Origin of the sequence: Paracoccus sp. PAMC 22219 (assembly GCF_000787695.1) — a bacterium.
Lineage (GTDB): Bacteria > Pseudomonadota > Alphaproteobacteria > Rhodobacterales > Rhodobacteraceae > Paracoccus.
The window spans coordinates 1-4,480 of the sequence record NZ_BBPH01000045.1; the positions used below are offsets into that span (position 1 = coordinate 1).

5 protein-coding genes are annotated in these 4,480 nt (G+C 68.1%); 4 read left to right on the forward strand and 1 reads right to left on the reverse strand.

Translation table 11 applies throughout. The features are described 5' to 3' along the window. The first annotated feature begins 63 nt into the window (after window positions 1-63). Together lpdA and TY51_RS06285 are read left to right on the forward strand one after the other, a co-directional pair. Entirely contained in the window at window positions 64-1,452 is a 1,389-nt protein-coding gene (gene lpdA, locus TY51_RS06280) for a dihydrolipoyl dehydrogenase (protein ID WP_042247324.1), read from the forward strand. After that, window positions 1,445-1,966 carry a lytic transglycosylase domain-containing protein gene (locus TY51_RS06285; RefSeq protein ID WP_081994735.1) on the forward strand — a complete coding sequence of 174 codons (522 nt, stop codon included), beginning with the start codon at window positions 1,445-1,447 and terminating at the stop codon, window positions 1,964-1,966. Before lpdA ends, TY51_RS06285 begins: the two co-directional genes overlap by 8 nt. Window positions 1,967-1,969: 3 nt before the next feature. Here the strand turns inward: TY51_RS06285 and TY51_RS06290 are convergent, their stop codons facing one another. Continuing rightward, window positions 1,970-2,596, reverse strand: a complete 627-nt coding sequence (locus TY51_RS06290; protein ID WP_042247326.1) for a lytic transglycosylase domain-containing protein — start codon at window positions 2,594-2,596, stop codon at window positions 1,970-1,972. A 176-nt stretch (window positions 2,597-2,772) separates the two neighbouring features. On the opposite strand from TY51_RS06290, the gene ssb reads away from it, so the two are divergent. Both ssb and TY51_RS06300 read left to right on the forward strand, forming a co-directional pair. Further along, window positions 2,773-3,291, forward strand: a complete 519-nt coding sequence (gene ssb, locus TY51_RS06295) for a single-stranded DNA-binding protein (protein WP_042247327.1) — start codon at window positions 2,773-2,775, stop codon at window positions 3,289-3,291. A 226-nt stretch (window positions 3,292-3,517) separates the two neighbouring features. Next, a partial coding sequence (locus tag TY51_RS06300; protein ID WP_052649869.1) for a Glu/Leu/Phe/Val dehydrogenase occupies window positions 3,518-4,480 on the forward strand: 963 nt, incomplete at its 3' end.

Here is a 4,480-nt window from a genome sequence, read left to right on the forward strand (position 1 = left end):
AAATACCCCGCGGGGGTCCGGGGGCGCGAAGCCCCCGGCCGCGGTCTGACAAAAGGAACTGCCATGTATGATCTGATCGTGATCGGCGCCGGCCCCGGCGGCTATGTCTGCGCCATCCGCGCCGCGCAGCTGGGCCTGAAGGTCGGCGTGGTCGAGGGCCGCGAGGCCCTGGGCGGAACCTGCCTGAACGTGGGCTGCATCCCCTCCAAGGCCCTGCTGCACGCCAGCCACATGCTGCACGAGGCGCATGAGAATTTCGAAAAGATGGGCCTGATGAACGCCCATGTCGATGTCGACTGGACCAAGATGCAGTCCTACAAGGCCGACACGGTCCAAGGGAACACCAAGGGCATCGAGTTCCTGTTCAAGAAGAACAAGATCGACTGGATCAAGGGTTGGGCCACGATCCCCGAGGCCGGCAAGGTCAAGGTCGGCGACACCGTCCACGAGGCCAAGAACATCGTCATCGCCACCGGATCGTCCCCCGCCGCGCTGAAGGGCGTGACCGTCGACAACGACGCGGGCATGATCGTCGATTCCACCGGTGCGCTGGCCCTGGCGCAGATCCCGAAATCCATGGTCGTGATCGGCGCAGGGGTCATCGGGCTGGAACTGGGTTCGGTCTATGCGCGCCTTGGCGCCGAGGTGACGGTGGTCGAATACCTGGACGTCATCACCCCCGGCATGGACGGCGAGGTGCAGAAGGCCTTCCAGAAGATGCTGACCAAGCAGGGCCTGTCCTTCGTGATGGGTGCCGCGGTGCAATCGGCCGAGGCCAAGGACGGCCAGGCGACCATCACCTATGCGCTGAAGAAAGACGACAGCGCGCACAGCCTGACCGCCGACGTGGTCCTGGTCGCGACCGGCCGCCGTCCGCATGTCGATGGCCTGGGCCTCGACGCCTTGGGCGTGACGATGACCGACCGCGGCTTCGTCAAGGTCGACGACCACTGGGCGACCAGCGTCAAGGGCGTCTATGCCATCGGTGACGCGGTCCCCGGACCGATGCTGGCCCACAAGGCCGAGGACGAGGGCATGGCCGTCGCCGAGGTCATCGCGGGCAAGCATGGCCACGTGAACTATGCGGTCATCCCCGGCGTGATCTACACCACCCCCGAAGTCGCCAATGTCGGCCTGACCGAGGAGCAGGCCAAAGAAGGCGGCCGCAAGATCAAGATCGGCAAGTTCCCCTTCATGGGCAATGCCCGTGCCAAGGCGCAGTTCCTGGGAGAGGGCTTCGTCAAGCTGATCGCGGACGGGGAAACCGACCGCATCCTGGGCTGCCACATCATCGGGCCCTCGGCGGGCGACCTGATCCACGAAGTCTGCGTGGCGATGGAGTTCGGCGCCTCGGCCGAGGATCTGGCCCTGACCTGCCACGCGCACCCGACCGTGTCGGAAGCCGTGCGCGAAGCCGCGCTGGCCTGCGGAGGCGGCGCCATTCATGCATGACGCGCGCGCGGTGGCGGGGGCATTGCCCCCGCGGCCCGTGGCCCATCTGGGTCGGCGCGGGCTGCTGATCTCGATCCTGGCGCTGGCCGCATGCGGCGGCGGCGGCAGCAGTTCGGGCAGCAACGGGCGGATCGGCGGTTCGGGCCTTTATCCGAACGAAACGCCCCATCTGCGCCAACGCATCAACTTCTGGTCGCGCCACTACGGCGTGCCCAGCACTCTGGTTCAGCGGGTGATCCTGCGCGAATCCAGCCACCGCCCCGGCGCCCGCAACGGCCCCTATCACGGGCTGATGCAGATCGTGCCGCAGACCGCGCGCACGATGGGCTATCGCGGGCCGGATCACGGTCTGCTGGATGCCGATACGAACCTGCGCTATGGCGTGAAATACCTGCGCGGCGCGTGGATGGTGGCCGAGGGCGATCCCGACCGTGCCGTCATGTGGTATTCGCGCGGCTATTATTACGAGGCCAAGCGCAAGGGCCTGCTGAAGAAGACCGGCCTGCGCGGCTGAGGATCAGCCGCCCGCGATGATGCGGACATAGTTCCGCGTCTCGCGATAGGGCGGGATGCCGCCGTGCTTTTGCACCGCGCCCGGACCCGCATTGTACGCGGCCAGTGCCAGCGTCCAGTTTCCGAACTGGTTGTACATCATCCGCAGATAGCGCGCGCCGCCGTTCAGGTTCTGCACCGGATCACTGGGATTCACGCCCAGCTTGGCCGCCGTCCCCGGCATCAGCTGCGCCAGCCCCATCGCACCCTTGTGCGACCGGGCGTTGGGGTTCCAGCCGGATTCCTGCTGCACCAGCCGCAGGAACAGGTCCTCGGGGATGCCGTGGCGCTGCGCTGCCTGGCGCGCATGCGGCAGGTATTCGCTGCGCCGCCCGGTATAGCGGGGAATGTTCGGCGCGGTTTCCAGCAGGACCTCCTGCTGGCCGGCATTGGGCTGCAGACGCGCCGATGACTGGTACTGCGTCGACAGGCGCGAATCCATCAGCCGGGTCTGGCGGGCGAACTGTTCGGCGCGCGATTTGGACGACGCGCCCGACAGGCGCAGGCCCTGCGCGTCTGCCGGTCCGGGCGCCACCAGCGACAGCGCAAGCGCCGCGCACAGGGATGCCGTCAGGGATGTGCAGGTCCGCATGATGTCCGCCCTCGTTGTGTGTCGCGGCTGCGCGCCGCTGTTGGCGGGAATATACATGAAATCGGCCCTGCCGCCAGCCGGGCGTTAAGGGTCGCGCGGGTTCCCGCGCGCGGTCTTGCCCCGACCGGGCGGCACGGGTTAGACCGGGGCAAACACATGATCCAAGGAATCCGCATATGGCAGGCAGCGTCAACAAGGTCATTCTGGTCGGCAATCTGGGCCGCGACCCGGAAATCCGCAGCTTTCAGAACGGCGGCAAGGTGGCGAACCTGCGCATCGCCACCTCCGAGAACTGGAAGGACCGCACCACCGGTGAGCGCAAGGAGCGCACCGAGTGGCACACCGTGGCCATCTTCAACGAGGGCCTGGTGGGCGTCGTCGAACGCTATCTGAAAAAGGGCAGCAAGGTCTATGTCGAGGGCCAGCTGGAAACCCGCAAATGGCAGGACCAGTCCGGTCAGGACCGCTATTCGACTGAGATCGTCCTGCGCGGCATCGGCGGCACGTTGACCATGCTGGACGGCGCCAGCGGCGGTGCCGGCGGCGGCGGTGGCATGGGTGGCGGTGGTGGCCGCGACAGCGGCGGCTATGACGACTACAATCAGGGCGGCGGATCGCCGTCGCGTGGGGGCGGTGCAGGCGGCGGCGCGCCCAGTGGTGGCCGCGCGGATTACGACGACGAAATCCCGTTCTGATCCGATCAGCGCGAATCACTGACAAGGGCGGCCGCGGGGCCGCCCTTTTCATGGCACGGCGGGCGACGCGATCTTGCCGCGCCATGCGGCAGACTTGCCGCAAATTGCGTGCCGCATGGCCCCTGCTTTCCGAATGATCCTGCGCTTGCAATGCGTCTGCGCTGGCGGTTTCTGGGCTGATCCCTGCGCGGAACGGCCCGCGCGCCTGCCACAGGAAGGCTTGCAGATGGCACTGACACTTACCGATCTGACCGCACCCCAGGGGTTCGAGCGTCTGGTTCTGGCACAGGACCCGCAGGCCGGACTGCGCGCCCTGATCTGCCTGCATTCGACCGCACTTGGCCCCGCGGCGGGCGGTTGCCGGATGTGGGCCTATGCCGACGATCAGGCCGCGATCCACGACGTGACGCGCCTGGCCCGCGGCATGACCTACAAGAACGCGATGGCCGATCTGGGTCTGGGCGGCGGCAAGGCGGTCATCATCGGCGACGCGCGCACCGACAAGACGCCGGCGATGATGCGCGCCTTTGGCGAGGCCGTCGACGCGCTTGGCGGCACCTATTGGACGGCCGAGGATGTGGGCATCTCTCCGGCCGACATGGCCCATGCGGCCGAGGCGACGCGCTTTGCCGTGGGCCTGTCGGGCGCTTCGGGCGACCCCTCCCCCTGGACGGCCGAGGGCGTGTTCCGCTGCCTGCGCGTGGGCGCGCGCCATGCGTTCGGCACCGACGATCTGACCGGGCGGCGCGTGCTGGTGCAGGGGCTGGGCCATGTCGGCCTTTCGCTGGCCGAAAAGCTGGCGGCTGCCGGGGCGCGGCTGATCGTGACCGACATCCATCAGGCGGCGCTGGACGACGCGGCGACCCGCCTTGGCGCCACGGTCTGCGCCCCCGACGCCGTCTTCGACCAGCAGATGGACATCCTGGCGCCCTGTGCCCTGGGCGGCGTGCTGACGCGGGACACGGCGACGGCGCTGACCGCGACGCTGGTCTGCGGCGCGGCGAACAACCAGCTGGCCGATGACGGCGTGGCGGACATCCTGGCCGCGCGCGGCATCACCTACCTGCCCGATTACGTCGTGAACGCCGGCGGCATCATCAGCGTCGCCAGCGAGATCCACGGCAAGCCCGACGCCTGGCGCCTGGACCGCCTGACCGCCATCGCGGGCCGCGTGGACCAGATGCTGACC

What these genes read in the sequence shown, in the direction of transcription:
- lpdA (WP_042247324.1), top strand. Translation starts at nt 64, where the DNA reads ATGTATGATCTGATCGTGATCGGCGCCGGCCCCGGCGGCTATGTCTGC.
- TY51_RS06285 (WP_081994735.1), top strand. Translation starts at nt 1,445, where the DNA reads ATGCATGACGCGCGCGCGGTGGCGGGGGCATTGCCCCCGCGGCCCGTG.
- TY51_RS06290 (WP_042247326.1), bottom strand. Translation starts at nt 2,596, where the DNA reads ATGCGGACCTGCACATCCCTGACGGCATCCCTGTGCGCGGCGCTTGCG.
- ssb (WP_042247327.1), top strand. Translation starts at nt 2,773, where the DNA reads ATGGCAGGCAGCGTCAACAAGGTCATTCTGGTCGGCAATCTGGGCCGC.